The sequence below is a fragment of the Mesorhizobium sp. M6A.T.Cr.TU.017.01.1.1 genome (genome assembly GCF_004023115.1).
Taxonomy (GTDB): Bacteria; Pseudomonadota; Alphaproteobacteria; order Rhizobiales; family Rhizobiaceae; genus Mesorhizobium; species Mesorhizobium mediterraneum.
Genome location: NZ_RZTA01000149.1, coordinates 1 through 12,694 on the forward strand (window position 1 = coordinate 1; position 12,694 = coordinate 12,694).

The window sequence follows — 12,694 nt, forward strand, 5'->3', positions numbered from 1 at the left end:
GCTTTACCCGGGCCTACCGCCCCAGCGCTTGTTTCGAAGCCGACAAAAGTTCTTCCTCGTCCACCACTCCGGCCATGTAATTGGCAATAATTCGGGACGCGAGCGATTCGCGCTGTTGTTCCGATTGGCCGTCAATCTTCAAACGATTGAACACGCGGCCAAGTAGCGCCAGCTCGGACGGGTTGAAAACACCCGAATCCTCTGCTCTTCCATGAAGCGGCATGACAAACCCCCTTCGCCCAGAGATTTTGTTCGTGCAACATTATTATACACTAAAAAACCGCGCCCCGTTGCAGAATCGCAGACGCGAGAGATGAGCCCTCGCGGAAGATCTGTGACCGGTGAGGGCGACATCACATCAGATCTTCAGCAACCCCGTCGAATTTCTTGAGGCCTTCGCTTGGCGGCTTCTGCTTGTGAAGTCCCTGTTCAGTTGCAGCCGCCTCGAAGGCGGCGAACGCAGCTTGGTGACTGCAATGTCCGGCCAGGCATTCCTCGATCATTCGGATTGCTTCAAGTCGGGACGGCTTGTCCATGGATGGCCATGGTTGCCGAAGCGCTTTCGCAGCGTCGGCTATCGACGCGACCACCATCGGCCTGCGATTCAGGTAGATTGTAATCGGAATGAACGCCGTCATTTTTGTCGCTCACCAGGATTGAAGGCGGTTAAACGCGAAGAGATGGCAGTGGTTGCATCATCGTGAATTCAGAGCGCCGATGCCCGATGCCATCGAGGCTGAACACGCCTTGCTCGGTGCCAACACGCAGGGGCTGGTCGTCCGAAGAGCCTTGGTCGTTTCGGTTCCATGAACGAAGAAGCCCGCGCCCCACGGAGGGGAAGGACGCGGGCTGATCGGAGGGGACAATCCGATCTCGCAGCATTTCTATGCGCACAGGAAATATTGCTGCAGGAGGCGAACGTCTTGCCCGTGCCAGTGTTCCATACGGAGACAAAAAAGCCCGCCGCGCCTTTCGCCAAGGCGGTCGATGAAGGCCTGGATATCAATCCCTATTGGGCCGCACCTAAATTCCAGATGTCCCGATGCAGGCGCCATGTCCCGTCGTCGCCCTTTTTCCAGACGACGATGTACTTGCCCGCTACGGTGGAGAGGGCGCCGTCTTTGCTCGGCACATCGAGCGTAAATGCGCCAACTTCGTAGGCGAGGTTCGCGCTCTCTTCCACTTCCAGCGCCTTCAGGGTGAGATTCTTCATCCCGCCTTTGATCGCGCCCTGCCAGAATTCTTCCACGCCCTTGCGGCCATCGACGCGCTTGCCGTCGGGCGGCAGCACGGCAGCATCCTCGGTATACATTTGACCCACCGCCGCCGCGTTTCCGCTGTTGAAGGCGTCCGTGAATTTCGTCAGCGCCGCTTCGATGTCCTCGCGAGCCGACTGGGCGGCCACAGACAGTGCTGACGAAAGAAGCAGCACAGCAGCAAATGCAAATGACTTAACCAGTCTCATCTCGTCCTCCCTTTGCGTGATATCCACCGGATGAATAGTGCCCATCCCGAGCGCGCCGCCGCGCCCGCGCAATGGCCAGATCATGACTTACATTAGACTTTTCTGATATGATGGCGCAAGCGCCAGACGCACTCGACAACAGGCCAGCAAGCGACTGCCGTGGAACCTTTCAAAGCCAAATGCCTTGGATCACGTCGCGCGTGCCGTAGACAGCGCCGACCTCTTGCCGGATTTCAATCGATACGACCGGCCGAGATTGGCGATCTCCTGATCGCGTGCACGGTTGCGCTCGCTCCTGCGCGTGACTGTGCCGAGCGCAGATCAGCAATAGCAGCGTGGGTTCGATGCCGTCATTTTCCGCATGGAGCGGAACCCATGAGGAAGAAAATCTGTAAACGGATCGGAATGCCATTCTCCCGAAGTCGGGAATATGGTGCTATGTCTTTGAAAATACTGGCGATCCCGACAGGATTCGAACCTGTGACCATCGGCTTAGAAGGCCGGTGCTCTATCCAGCTGAGCTACGGGACCGCTGGGCCGACGCCAAGGCCGGCTGAATTATGCGATGGGCATTTGCCGGTCAATGCGTCCAGGGCGTCCTGCGGTCATAGCGGAAATTCTCCGCATAGGAAATCTGGCGGCGCTTGGTTTCCTTCGGCTCCTCGACACGGAAGGCCAGCCCCTCTTTCTCGGCATAGGCCACCGCCTCTTCCCTGGTGTCGAAGGTGAGCCTGATCTGGCTGCGCATGTCGCCCGACGTGGTGTAGCCCATCAGCGGATCGATTTTCTTGCGCATCTCGGGATCGAATTCCAGCACCCAGTGGCCGGTCTTGGCCTTGCCGGACTGCATCGCGGTTTTGGCTGGGCTGAAAATGCGCGCGGACATGGTCACCTCGTTGCTACGTGCAAGCGGCACCTGCCGCTGTATTCCCGTCATTACTTCGCAATGCAGCCGGCGGCAAGGCCGATGGTTTTTGCGCTCCTGTCGCGGACCTGAACCAAGCAGAATGAGGACTACGCAATCTGCTGTGACGGCGTCGGCTGCAAGGCAGCTTGCCAAGCCCGTTGCACCGTCTTGGCGCGTTCAGCCGCACGGGGGCATGCCGCGACCGAACTAAGCCATTGCTATATTTGACAGCTGACGCTATTATCGGTCAAACGAATGAATTCGAGGGAAAAAGTTGGCATGGTCGATGTCGGTGTGTGGTTGCGCGATCGGATAAGCCGACGTTCCGTCCTTACAGGAAGTCTTGCTGCCGTGGGCGGCACGGCGATTGCTGCCCGCAGCGCGCTCGGTCAGTCCGCCCAGCATAGCGGTCATGACATAGCGGCGGTGGCCGCCACCGATCCGGCACCTCATCATATGAATGCTCATGGCGCGATGGTCACCGTCGGGGAGGTGGACAACGCCGCCAACGGTTTTGATCCGATCCCGATGCTGACGGACTGGGAGCGAGGGACGGTCTCGGTTCTGCCCGATGGGCGCACGCTCAGGAAGTTCGAGGTGACGGCCGTGGACAAGACGATCGAGATCGCACCGGGCGTGTTCTTCCCGGCATGGACGTATAACGGCCGCGTGCCCGGTCCGGCGCTGCGCGCCAAGGAAGGCGAGCGCATTCGCATCGTCTTCAAGAACAACGGCTCGCATCCGCACTCGATGCATTTCCACGGCATCCATGCCGCCCGCATGGATGGAATTCCCGGCGCCGGGCTGGTCGATCCGGGTGGCGAGTTCGTCTACGAATTCGACGCCAAGCCCTTTGGCTGCCATCTGTATCATTGCCACGCCTTGCCGCTGAAGAGGCACATCCACAAGGGCATGTATGGGGCCTTTGTCATCGACCCGGACCCGGATCGCCATCCCGACCATGCCGAGATCGCCCGGTCGCGGCTTCTCGACACGCCCGAGAATGCCGGCTGGCAAGAGCTGGTGATGGTCATGAACGGATTCGACACCAATTTCGACGAGGAGAACGAATTCTACGCCGCCAACACCATCGCCCACGCCTATGCGAAGACGCCGATCCGCATCGTGCGAGGCAAGCCGGTGCGCATCTATCTGGTCAATGTGGTGGAATTCGATCCCATCAACTCGTTTCATCTGCATGGAAATTTCTTCGACTATTTCGATCAGGGCACGACGCTGACGCCGACCTTGAAAACGGTCGACCTCATCATCCAGTGCCAGGCCCAGCGCGGCATCCTGGAATTCACCTTCGCCGAGCACGAACCGGGCCTCTACATGTTCCACGCGCATCAAAGCGAGTTCACGGAGCTCGGCTGGATGGGCATGTTCGACGTCGTCGAGGCGCTGGCATGAACAAGGTCGTCACCATCGATTCACCGGCAAGGCCGCGCAGCCGTTGGTTGTGGATCGGCCTGCCCCTTGCCGCGCTCGCCATTGCGGTGGCGTGGATCATCGCCGTCAATCCGCTGCAAGGATTGTCAAACGGCGCGCCCGCCGTCGAGAAACTGACTTTCGAGCGTGTCGTCCTCGATACATCAGGCCTTCATCTTCTGGTCAGGGCCGGCGGCTCCGAGCCGATGACCATCGCCCAGGTCCAGGTCGACGGCGCCTACTGGCAATTCACCCAGGACCCGCCGGGCACCATCGCGCGTGCTTCCACGGCGTGGATCAATCTGCCTTTCCCGTGGGTTCTGGGTGAAACGCACACGGTCAATCTGGTAACCAACTCAGGCGTCACCTTCGAACATTTGATCGAAGTTGCCGTGCCGACGCCTACCGCCACTGCGGGACAGCTCAAGCTGCAGGGACTGGTCGGCATCATCGTCGGCGTGCTGCCTGTCGCCATTGGCCTCATGTTCTATCCGGCGCTGCGCGGTGTCGGACAGAGCGGCATGAACTTCCTGTTGGCGCTGACCATCGGGTTGCTCGCCTTTCTGCTGGTCGACACGATCGAAGAATCCTTCGAGCTTGTCGGAACCGCAGCCGCTGTGTTCCAGGGGCCGGTCATGGTGGTGCTGGCGGGTCTGGCTAGCTTTCTCGTCCTGATGGCGATCGGGCGGCGGCGCGGCACGCCGACAGGGCTGGCGTTGGCCACCTATATCGCGCTCGGCATCGGCCTTCACAATCTCGGCGAAGGCCTTGCCATCGGCGCTGCCTTCGTGGCCGGCTCGGCAAGCCTCGGAACCTTCCTGGTGCTCGGCTTCGCCCTGCATAATATTACCGAAGGCATCGGCATCGCCGCTCCGATGCTGAAGGAGCGGCCGCCGCTGTGGACGTTCGCCGGCCTGACCTTGCTCGCCGGTGGGCCTGCGGTTATCGGCATGTGGCTCGGCAGCCTGGCCTATGCGCCGCAATGGTCGGCGCTGGCGCTTGCCATCGGCGCCGGCGCGATCCTGCAGGTCATCGTCGAGGTCGGCGCCTATCTGATGCGCCGCAACCAGAAGGGCATCGATGCCTTCTTCACGCCACCGGTCATGGGCGGCCTGGCGGCCGGCGTCGCCTTCATGTACGCGACGGCCGCTTTCATAAAGGTCTGACCGGACAGGAGCCTGGGTCCTGAGGCAGCGCTGCTGTAAAGCCGTTGCGCGCGACTTGGCTGGCTGCAATTCCGGCCCCGATCGCCGCACGGGCCTGCCGTTTGTTCCGTTTTCGTCTTTTAGGGGTTGCGCAGCCAAGCCCGGAACCCTATAGCCCGCAAGGACTCGGAGTGTAGCGCAGCCTGGTAGCGCATCTGGTTTGGGACCAGAGGGTCGGGAGTTCGAATCTCTCCACTCCGACCATTCATTCACAGCAAATCATCGGCCATGCTGCCGGCGCACCTGCGCCGGGCAGCATCTGCGACTGGCGAAGCACGGAAGCGACCGACGGGCAGCCCGGGTTTTCGAGCGTGCCCGCCCTGAGCTCCGAAGCGTCAGCCCTGGATGAACGCCAGGAGATCCGGATTGATGATCTCCGGGTGGGTGGTGCACATTCCGTGCGGCAGGCCCTTGTAGACCTTGAGCGTGCCGTGCTTCACCAGCTTGGCTGCAAGCAGAGCGGAGTCGGCAATCGGCACGATCTGGTCGTCATCGCCGTGCATGATCAGGACAGGCACGTCGATCTTCCTAAGGTCCTCGGTGAAGTCGGTTTCGGAAAAAGCCTCGATACAGTCGTAATGGGCCTTGGCTCCGCCCATCATGCCCTGGCGCCACCAATTGTCGACAGCTCCTTGCGAGACCTTGGCGCCCTCGCGATTAAAGCCGTAGAACGGGCCGGCCGGCACGTCCCTGTAGAACTGGGCGCGGTTGGCCACGAGCGCGGCACGGAAGCCGTCGAATACCTCGATCGGCAGGCCGCCGGAGTTATTGTCGGTCTTGACCATGATCGGCGGCACCGCGCCGATCAGCACCGCCTTGGCGACGCGTCCTTCGCCACCGTAGCGGGCAACGTAACGCGCCACCTCGCCGCCGCCGGTCGAGTGACCGATATGGACGGCGTTCTTGAGATCAAGATGGGCAACCAGGGCCGCGACATCGGCGGCATAGGTGTCCATCTCGTTGCCGGTCGCCGTCTGTGTCGAGCGGCCATGTCCGCGCCGGTCATGCGCGATCACGCGATAGCCCTTGTCGAGGAAGAACAGCATCTGGTTGTCCCAGTCATCGGCGCTGAGCGGCCAGCCGTGATGGAACACGATTGGTTGGCCTGTGCCCCAATCCTTGTAGAAAATCTCGGTGCCGTCCTTGGTGGTGAATGTGCTCATCGTCGTACTCCTTGATGTGGTTGGCCGAATTGGTTGGGCGAAGGTCCGTTCCTCCTGTGGACAAGCTACTGCAATGGGGTCATGGTGAGAATTGGCAAAACAGACATTGGACATGGCAAAACTGACAGATGGTTGCGGCGCGTGATCCGGTCGAAATCGGCCTCGTTGTGTATCCCGGCGTTCAGGAAGCGGCTGTTCTTGGCCTGACCGATCTCTTCCAGCTGGCCAACCGGCTGGCCGCCGAACGGTCGCCGGACGCGCTGAGGCTTCGTGTCAGCCATTGGCAGTGGCAGGAGGCGAGCCAAACGGTCATCCGCACCTTCGACAGCGAGCCCGGACCCGGCAATGCACCTGCCATGGTCATCTTGCCTCCGACCCTAGGCGATCCGATCGCTCGCGGGGTGGCCGCGCCCTACGCCGACTGGCTCAGGGCCCGCCATGCGGCAGGCGCGACGCTCGGCTCGGTCTGCGCCGGCGCCTTCGTGCTTGCCGAGGCCGGCCTGCTGTCTGGCCGTGCTGCGACCACGCATTGGGCCTATCGCGACGCGCTGGCGATGCGCTTTCCCGACATCGCACTGGATGCCGACAAGCTGGTCATCGATGATGGCGACATCATCACCGCCGGCGGCTACATGGCTTGGACCGATCTCGGCCTAAAACTCGTCGACCGGGTGCTCGGGCCGACCGTCATGATGGACACTGCCCGTTTCATGCTGGTGGATCCGCCGGGACGAGAGCAGCGCTTCTACAGCCCCTTTGCTCCCAGGCTGAACCATGGCGACGAGGCCATTCTCAAAGTGCAGCACTGGCTCCAGGCGAGAGGCGCGCGCGATGTGACGCTTGCCACTATGGCGGAGCATGCGGCTTTGGAGGAGCGGACTTTTTTGCGCCGCTTTCGCAACGCCACCGGCCTCAAGCCGACCGAGTATTGCCAGCACCTGCGCGTCGGCAAGGCGCGTGAGATGCTGGAAGCGACGACCCGATCAATCGACCAGATCGCCTGGGATGTCGGCTATGACGATCCCGGCTCCTTCCGCAAAGTGTTCGCCAGGATAACCGGCCTGGTGCCGGGCGATTACCGCAGGCGTTTTGGCGTGGAACGAGCCGCGCTTGTGGCCGGCGAGCGCTGAGCGGTGGCCCAGCCGTGCTTGCCCCGCGTCGACTGCCGCTGGAGGATGCGTGTGTTTGATGAGGTCTATGATGCCACGACCAACCGCACGATGATGCAGAGGAAGCCCAAGCCGCTGTGGCTGTTGCGGTGGCCGCGCCAGGCGATCGGGCTGAAGCGGAAGTGCGAGGTGAGCCAATGACTGACCGATCAATCACGAGTTGCGACGAATGCGGCAGCATATATTTCGTCGAAAGCAGTGCAATGGCCAGCCTTTGTGCTGAATGCGCGTTTCATCTCTATGGATACCCCGCCTGCGAACATCAGTTCAAAAACGGCCCGATGCACAGCCTGCGGGTGGGACGGCTCTCGGTCAAAATATATCGCCGGCATTATTTCAAGGGAAAGCTCACAGGTGGGAGCGTCGACCCTGTCGCCTTGTCGCGCGCATGTGGCGCAGACAACCCATGCTTAGAGAGCGCTTTCGATATCGGTCCTCGAAAAATCGTCGCCGATATAAAGCAGGCGGCAGGCATGTTCCTTGGCCACCTCATAGGCGAAGCAGTCACCGAAATTGAGCGCGGCCGGGTGAACGCCCTTACCCCACTTTGCGTAGGCTTCGGCGATGCGACGCGCAGAGGCCGGCGTTACTGCCGCAATTTCGAAACCAAGCCCGTCGATCAGGCCGGACAGCTCTTCGCCGACATTGCGCCGCGCCGCGACGATCAGCGCTTCGGCCACGGTGCCGGCGGAAATCAGAATGTCGTCTTCAGCCTCGAGCGCCGCGATGCAGACATCAGCCTCCGGCTCGTCAAGAACGATCGCCATCAGCGCCGAGGTATCGACCACGATCATTCAGGCAGGCCATCATCACCGTAGAGGAAATCCTGGCTTCGCGCGGCGGATGGCCCGGCCTTCGCCCTCGCGGCGCCGGATGCGCGCATCGCCTCCAGCAGTGCCCGACGGCTTTTCCTGTCCGGCACTGCCTTGACGGGAACCAGGCGCACGGCCGCATGACCGTGACGGGTCAGAATGATTTCGTCGCCTGCCTCGGCACGACGCACCAATTCGGTCAGCTGTCCCTTGGCGTCTGTAACGGATACCTGCATCGCCACTCCTCTATGGGCCATCCTCTGGTCCATATTTGCAGTGAAAATAGACCATTCAACGGTCCATTACAACGGCCAAAGGCAAGCTCGCCGGGAGGAGAACCCCAACCGCCCCGTCTCCCGGCGAGCCTACAACCTGATTTGATACGCAATCAGGACCGGGGTTAGCCGGCAAGACTGACGTTGCAAGACAGATGCCAGTCTTCGTTTCCCGAAATGGAACACCGGCAGGGGTGGTCGTTTTCCGCGTTCGACCAATCGGTGTTTCGACTTTGACGTAGCGTCCGGCGTCGTGTCATCCTGCGGGAACGGCGGGACGCCGATGTGAGGCGGGGCAAGTAGAATGAATGCTTCCTACCCTGGTGAAGAGGCAACAGCCGAACAGGTACTGGGACTCGCAAGCGAATTCAGAAATGCAGCGATCCGCCTGCTGGAACATCGACGCAAGGGTAACGCGCTTTCCCTGGTGCCCTGCCGTTTCACCGCCCTTCACGCAATCGAACTCTACCTCAATGCCCATCTCCTCCTGACTGGTTCTGATCATAAGGCGTTGCGTGGCCTGCAGCACGATTTTGCGACACGTACCGCAAAGGCAATCGCCTCGGGACTGGTCCTGCGGAAACGCACGGCACACCATCTGTCCCAACTTACTGGAAACCGAGAATATTTAGTGACGCGATACGGTCCAGAGATGACCACCGCCCTGTCGCAAATCAACAGGCTGATAGCGACTTTAAATGAAGTTGCGGCGAAAGTGGAAGAGCCTGCAGCCCTCCGAGGCAGCACGCCAAAGCCCACTACAGTCTAAATCTCGAACTCGCCCTGCCCCTCATCCATGGCGCTGACGGTTTCGGCGGCGAGCGCCCTCGTGATCGGCGTCTTGCGCTCCAGTGCCGTGCGATCGAGCCGCTCCACCACCCGCATCGCGGTGCCCAGCGAGCGTTCGATGCGGCGCACCAGATATTGCACGACATGTGGCTCGACCTCGACCTGGCGGTCGGCGAACAGTTTGGTGATGACGCCGGCCAGCAAGAGATCGTCGGGCTCGTGGATCTCGACCGTCGCCGCCGCTTTCAGCCGCGAAGCGAGGTCCGGAAGCCTAACGCCCCAGGCGGACGGAAAGCGCCGCGCGGTCAAGAGCAAGGTCGAGCCGGCCCCGCGCACCGCATTGATCAGATGGAACAGCCCCTCTTCATCGACCGCGCCGGCATCGACGTCGTCGATCAGGGCAGGCCGCGCGCCGAGGCCCGCCATGCAGTCGCCGATGCGCCTGACATCGACTGTCACGGCCCCGGCGCGGGCGCGCCAGATCGAGGCCAGGTGGGTTTTTCCAGAGCCCGCCGGACCGGCGAGCACGACCACCGGCGACGGCCAGTCCGGCCAGCGATCGACCAGCGCCACCGCTTGGCTGTTGGTGCCGGAGACGACGAGCTCGTCGCGCGAGTAGCCGGTGCCGTGGCCGAGATCGAGCGGCAACTGGCGCGGCGGGTCGATCTTGTTGTCCGGCATCTGGCTCAACTGCGCGGCCCACCGCTCCCGCGGCGACGCGCCGGCAGCGGCGGGACAGGTTCGGTGCTGTGGCCCTTGTAGAGCGGCGATTCCAGATAACGGGCGATGGCAAAACGCACCAGCACGGCAACGGCGGCCGAGGCCGGCACGGCGATCAGCAGGCCGACGAAGCCGAACAGCGCGCCGAAGGCAAACAGCGAAAACATCAGCCACACCGGATGCAGGCCGACGCTTTTTCCCACCAGCCTCGGCTGCAGGATGTTGCCCTCGATGAACTGGCCGACGAAGAACACGCCGGCCACCGCCGCGATCATGGTCCAGTCGGGCCAGAACTGAACGAAGGCAACGCCGACGGCCAGGACCAACCCGGTCAGCGAGCCGACATAGGGAATGAAGGAGATCAGCCCGGCGAACAGGCCGATCAGGATGCCGAAATTCAGGCCGGTCAAGGTGAGGCCGGTGGCGTACATGGCGCCCAGCACCAGGCACAGCGTGCCCTGGCCGCGCACAAAACCGGCGGTAGCAGTGTTGATGTCGTTGGCGATCGCCCTGACGGTCTTGACATAGTCGCGCGGCACCCAGCTGTCGACGATCGCCACCATGCGGTCCCAGTCGAGCAGCATGTAGAAGGCAACGACTGGTGTCACCACGAACAGGCTGACCACCGACACTAGCGCCACGCCGGAGCTCCAGATCGATGTGAACACCGTGGTCAGGAGGCCGAAGCCGGAGGTCAGCAGCGAATTCAAGCCTTCGCGCAGGCCATTGGCGTCGACGCCGAATTTCTCTTCCAGCCACCTCGGATCGAAGCTCGTGATCAGGGTCTGCAGCCGGGTCAGGTATTCCGGCAGCTTGCTGGCGAAATCGGCCATCTGCGAGGCCAGCACCGGAACGAGGATGACGAAGGCCAGCACCAGAACGACGATGAAGGCGAACAGGATGACAACCGTCGCCATCAGCCTGGACAGGCCGAGCCGCTGCAGCCGGTCGGCGACCGGGTCGAGGAAGTAGGCGAGGACCATGCCGGCGACGAACGGCAAAAGGATGCCGCTGAAGACATAGAGGAAGACCGCGAGGATGATGGCGCTGATCAGCCAGAAGCGGATTTGGCGGCGAAACACGCCAGACGCGGCGGCATCGGCGGCCGCAGCCTCGGCTGCCGCGTCGATGTCCTGGTCAGGTGTCCGGTGTGGAGCCTTCGCCATAGCCGCTCATATGCCTCAGCCAAGCCACGAGATAGGCCGCGGCCGAAGCCACGGTCAAGACCCCGGACAGCAATATGAGCACCGGCCTGAGCGGATCGAGGTCGAGGGCGAGAGCCAGTTCGCCCAGCACCACCGCCGCCAGCACGATCTGGATGGCGGTGTTGGCCTTGGACACGAACAGCGGCTTCATCTCGACCGGGTGGGCCATGACGGTGGACAAAAGCACGGCGCAGACGATCAGCGCATCGCGCGACACCATGGTGACGACCAGCCACAGCGGCAATTCACCGATGAAGCCCAGCACCACGAACACCGAAACCAGCAGCAATTTGTCGGCCATCGGATCGAGATAGGCGCCAAGTTGCGAAAACTGGTTGAAATGGCGGGCGATGAAGCCGTCGACACCGTCGGAAATGCCGGCGATGAGGAAGCCGGCGAAAGCCCAGTCCCAGTGCGCCTGCAGCATGGCCAGCACCACGCCCGGCACCAGCACGAAACGCATGATCGTGATCATGTTGGGGATGGTCAAACGCATGTCCCGTCGTTTCTGTTTTAATGATACATGATGGAGATGGGACGCTACGGCAAGTGGCGACGCTCTCTCCTCGCTCACCTGCTCCACCCCAGACCGAAAAAACGAACCTAGCGAATGACGATGGCACAGAGATTTACAATCGCCCTGCGTGTCACACTTTGCTATTTGGCCGGAGTAACAGAAAGCTTCCTAGGTTTCGCATCTTTTACAACTCCACACCGCGACGCGTCGATGCATGACCTTTTGATCAGTTTCGTTCTTGCCTTGGTGGTCGGCCTTCTGGCGTCTTGGCCTCTCTGGCTGGTGGCTGCCGTCGTGGCGTTCGTTTTCGGGCGGTCAGTCGCCGTAAACCCGGGTGTCTGGACTGTGGCGGCAAGTTTGATCGCCGCCGGTTTCTCCTACGGGGCCCTCCCGAGCGACGAGGTCAGGTCCTTAGCGACCGTCGGCGTCCTCGCCGCTGCGCTGGCGGGCATTTCTTTCTACTGCTGGAGCGTAGGGAGCCCGGTTCGGCCGATCTCCAATTGAACATCGCCATCGCTCGCTTGCCTTGCGAGGCAAAAGCGTTCATGCGAAGAGCCCTCAAGCAAGTGGAAACAGAGATGAGCAGGCGCCAGAAATGAGCAAGCGCAAGAACGGGCTCACTTATGCCGAGGCGGGTGTCGACATCGATGCCGGCAATCTCATGGTCGAGAAGATCAAGCCGCTGGTGCGCGCGACGCGCCGGCCGGGCGCCGACGGCGAGATCGGCGGCTTCGGCGGCCTGTTCGACCTCAAGGCCGCCGGCTTCACGGACCCGGTGCTGGTCGCCGCCAATGACGGCGTCGGCACCAAGCTGAAGATCGCCATCGATGCGGGCAAGCACGACACGATCGGCATCGATCTCGTCGCCATGTGCGTCAACGACATCGTCGTGCAAGGCGCCGAGCCATTGTTCTTCCTCGACTATTTCGCCACCGGCAAGCTCGACCCCGACCAGGGTGCTTCGATTGTCGGCGGCATCGCCGAGGGCTGCCGACAGGCCGGATGCGCGCTGATCGGCGGCGAGACGGCGGAAATG

General features: G+C 61.9%; 16 protein-coding genes and 2 tRNA genes. 7 read left to right on the plus strand and 11 right to left on the minus strand.

Features of this window, described 5'->3' with window-relative positions:
* Nucleotides 1-13: 13 nt before the first annotated feature.
* The 5 genes from EOB36_RS30255 to EOB36_RS30275 all read right to left on the minus strand — a co-directional run bounded on the left by EOB36_RS30255 (nucleotide 14) and on the right by EOB36_RS30275 (nucleotide 2,351).
* Nucleotides 14-223: a hypothetical protein gene (locus tag EOB36_RS30255; RefSeq protein ID WP_095489318.1), complete on the minus strand. Its 210-nt coding sequence runs from the start codon at nucleotides 221-223 to the stop codon at nucleotides 14-16.
* A gap of 130 nt (nucleotides 224-353) precedes the next feature.
* Entirely contained in the window at nucleotides 354-638 is a 285-nt protein-coding gene (locus tag EOB36_RS30260) for a DUF982 domain-containing protein (protein ID WP_095489319.1), read from the minus strand.
* A 371-nt stretch (nucleotides 639-1,009) separates the two neighbouring features.
* Nucleotides 1,010-1,549, minus strand: coding sequence for an SgcJ/EcaC family oxidoreductase (locus EOB36_RS30265; RefSeq protein ID WP_095489320.1), 540 nt, complete (start codon nucleotides 1,547-1,549; stop codon nucleotides 1,010-1,012).
* Between the two features lie 370 nt (nucleotides 1,550-1,919).
* Nucleotides 1,920-1,996, minus strand: a tRNA-Arg gene (locus EOB36_RS30270).
* A gap of 49 nt (nucleotides 1,997-2,045) precedes the next feature.
* A complete protein-coding gene (locus EOB36_RS30275; protein ID WP_015318428.1) occupies nucleotides 2,046-2,351 on the minus strand; it encodes an ETC complex I subunit in 306 nt (101 codons plus the stop codon).
* Between the two features lie 300 nt (nucleotides 2,352-2,651).
* Between EOB36_RS30275 and EOB36_RS30280 the strand changes: the two genes are divergently transcribed.
* From EOB36_RS30280 to EOB36_RS30290, 3 genes are all read left to right on the plus strand, one after another.
* Complete coding sequence (locus tag EOB36_RS30280; protein WP_128286320.1) at nucleotides 2,652-3,785, plus strand: multicopper oxidase domain-containing protein; 1,134 nt, start codon at nucleotides 2,652-2,654, stop codon at nucleotides 3,783-3,785.
* Complete coding sequence (locus EOB36_RS30285) at nucleotides 3,782-4,969, plus strand: metal transporter (RefSeq protein WP_095489322.1); 1,188 nt, start codon at nucleotides 3,782-3,784, stop codon at nucleotides 4,967-4,969. Before EOB36_RS30280 ends, EOB36_RS30285 begins: the two co-directional genes overlap by 4 nt.
* Nucleotides 4,970-5,135: 166 nt before the next feature.
* A tRNA-Pro gene (locus EOB36_RS30290) sits at nucleotides 5,136-5,212 on the plus strand.
* A 131-nt stretch (nucleotides 5,213-5,343) separates the two neighbouring features.
* Here EOB36_RS30290 and EOB36_RS30295 read toward each other — a convergent pair.
* Nucleotides 5,344-6,171, minus strand: a complete 828-nt coding sequence (locus EOB36_RS30295) for an alpha/beta hydrolase (protein WP_128286321.1) — start codon at nucleotides 6,169-6,171, stop codon at nucleotides 5,344-5,346.
* A gap of 128 nt (nucleotides 6,172-6,299) precedes the next feature.
* Between EOB36_RS30295 and EOB36_RS30300 the strand changes: the two genes are divergently transcribed.
* On the plus strand, nucleotides 6,300-7,301 hold the full coding sequence (locus EOB36_RS30300) for a GlxA family transcriptional regulator (RefSeq protein WP_128286322.1): 1,002 nt from the start codon (nucleotides 6,300-6,302) through the stop codon (nucleotides 7,299-7,301).
* A 51-nt stretch (nucleotides 7,302-7,352) separates the two neighbouring features.
* Nucleotides 7,353-7,481 (plus strand): hypothetical protein, encoded by a 129-nt coding sequence (locus EOB36_RS35855; protein ID WP_280953346.1) that lies wholly within the window; start codon nucleotides 7,353-7,355, stop codon nucleotides 7,479-7,481.
* 269 nt (nucleotides 7,482-7,750) lie between these two features.
* Here the strand turns inward: EOB36_RS35855 and EOB36_RS30310 are convergent, their stop codons facing one another.
* Both EOB36_RS30310 and EOB36_RS30315 read right to left on the minus strand, forming a co-directional pair.
* Entirely contained in the window at nucleotides 7,751-8,134 is a 384-nt protein-coding gene (locus EOB36_RS30310) for a type II toxin-antitoxin system VapC family toxin (RefSeq protein WP_095483250.1), read from the minus strand.
* Nucleotides 8,131-8,388: a type II toxin-antitoxin system prevent-host-death family antitoxin gene (locus EOB36_RS30315; protein ID WP_095483249.1), complete on the minus strand. Its 258-nt coding sequence runs from the start codon at nucleotides 8,386-8,388 to the stop codon at nucleotides 8,131-8,133. Before EOB36_RS30315 ends, EOB36_RS30310 begins: the two co-directional genes overlap by 4 nt.
* 343 nt (nucleotides 8,389-8,731) lie before the next feature.
* On the opposite strand from EOB36_RS30315, the gene EOB36_RS30320 reads away from it, so the two are divergent.
* Nucleotides 8,732-9,196: a hypothetical protein gene (locus EOB36_RS30320; protein WP_095483248.1), complete on the plus strand. Its 465-nt coding sequence runs from the start codon at nucleotides 8,732-8,734 to the stop codon at nucleotides 9,194-9,196.
* On the opposite strand, the gene hdaA is transcribed toward EOB36_RS30320, so the two are convergent.
* The 3 genes from hdaA to EOB36_RS30335 are packed head-to-tail and all read right to left on the minus strand — an operon-like array spanning nucleotide 9,193 to nucleotide 11,631.
* Nucleotides 9,193-9,897, minus strand: coding sequence for a DnaA regulatory inactivator HdaA (hdaA, locus tag EOB36_RS30325; protein WP_095483247.1), 705 nt, complete (start codon nucleotides 9,895-9,897; stop codon nucleotides 9,193-9,195). The genes EOB36_RS30320 and hdaA overlap by 4 nt on opposite strands.
* Nucleotides 9,898-9,902: 5 nt before the next feature.
* Nucleotides 9,903-11,102: an AI-2E family transporter gene (locus EOB36_RS30330; protein WP_095483246.1), complete on the minus strand. Its 1,200-nt coding sequence runs from the start codon at nucleotides 11,100-11,102 to the stop codon at nucleotides 9,903-9,905.
* Nucleotides 11,074-11,631, minus strand: coding sequence for a CDP-alcohol phosphatidyltransferase family protein (locus EOB36_RS30335; protein WP_095483311.1), 558 nt, complete (start codon nucleotides 11,629-11,631; stop codon nucleotides 11,074-11,076). The genes EOB36_RS30330 and EOB36_RS30335 overlap by 29 nt, the downstream gene beginning before the upstream one ends.
* Nucleotides 11,632-12,253: 622 nt before the next feature.
* On the opposite strand from EOB36_RS30335, the gene EOB36_RS30340 reads away from it, so the two are divergent.
* Nucleotides 12,254-12,694 (plus strand): AIR synthase related protein (locus EOB36_RS30340; protein ID WP_245467938.1); only part of this gene is annotated, 441 nt, incomplete at its 3' end.

Bases quoted from the DNA above. Each gene is read 5' to 3' on its own strand.
- EOB36_RS30275 (WP_015318428.1), bottom strand. From the start codon at position 2,351: ATGTCCGCGCGCATTTTCAGCCCAGCCAAAACCGCGATGCAGTCCGGC.
- EOB36_RS30265 (WP_095489320.1), bottom strand. From the start codon at position 1,549: ATGATCTGGCCATTGCGCGGGCGCGGCGGCGCGCTCGGGATGGGCACT.
- EOB36_RS30310 (WP_095483250.1), bottom strand. From the start codon at position 8,134: ATGATCGTGGTCGATACCTCGGCGCTGATGGCGATCGTTCTTGACGAG.
- EOB36_RS30285 (WP_095489322.1), top strand. From the start codon at position 3,782: ATGAACAAGGTCGTCACCATCGATTCACCGGCAAGGCCGCGCAGCCGT.
- EOB36_RS30280 (WP_128286320.1), top strand. From the start codon at position 2,652: ATGGTCGATGTCGGTGTGTGGTTGCGCGATCGGATAAGCCGACGTTCC.
- EOB36_RS30260 (WP_095489319.1), bottom strand. From the start codon at position 638: ATGACGGCGTTCATTCCGATTACAATCTACCTGAATCGCAGGCCGATG.
- EOB36_RS30330 (WP_095483246.1), bottom strand. From the start codon at position 11,102: ATGGCGAAGGCTCCACACCGGACACCTGACCAGGACATCGACGCGGCA.
- EOB36_RS30295 (WP_128286321.1), bottom strand. From the start codon at position 6,171: ATGAGCACATTCACCACCAAGGACGGCACCGAGATTTTCTACAAGGAT.
- hdaA (WP_095483247.1), bottom strand. From the start codon at position 9,897: ATGCCGGACAACAAGATCGACCCGCCGCGCCAGTTGCCGCTCGATCTC.
- EOB36_RS30315 (WP_095483249.1), bottom strand. From the start codon at position 8,388: ATGCAGGTATCCGTTACAGACGCCAAGGGACAGCTGACCGAATTGGTG.
- EOB36_RS30320 (WP_095483248.1), top strand. From the start codon at position 8,732: ATGAATGCTTCCTACCCTGGTGAAGAGGCAACAGCCGAACAGGTACTG.
- EOB36_RS30255 (WP_095489318.1), bottom strand. From the start codon at position 223: ATGCCGCTTCATGGAAGAGCAGAGGATTCGGGTGTTTTCAACCCGTCC.
- EOB36_RS30300 (WP_128286322.1), top strand. From the start codon at position 6,300: ATGGTTGCGGCGCGTGATCCGGTCGAAATCGGCCTCGTTGTGTATCCC.